The sequence below is a fragment of the Kurthia sp. Dielmo genome (assembly GCF_000307285.2).
Classification (GTDB): Bacteria; Bacillota; Bacilli; order Bacillales_A; family Planococcaceae; genus Kurthia; species Kurthia populi.
Window position 1 is genome coordinate 1 of record NZ_CAEP01000231.1, and the last position, 224, is coordinate 224.

At 28.1% G+C, this 224-nt stretch carries 1 protein-coding gene; it reads right to left on the reverse strand.

The features are described from left to right. The coding region (locus KTHG_RS00395; RefSeq protein WP_145988284.1) for a tyrosine-type recombinase/integrase at positions 1 to 224 on the reverse strand (224 nt) is incomplete at both ends.

The window sequence follows — 224 nt, forward strand, 5'->3', positions numbered from 1 at the left end:
CCCACTCTTAGTCTTTTTTTACTCAAAAAAAGATAATCATTCGCCTTCTTATCCTTTAAATATTCTTTAAGTACTTTTTTTAAATCTGGAGAAATAATTACACGTTTCATTTTTTTTGTTTTTTGTTCCATAACTTTAATGTGTGTTCCTTCTACATCCCGAACTTTTAACATCAATAAATCTGAAACTCTGAAACCCGTTGTAATACCCATCAAAAAAAGTAA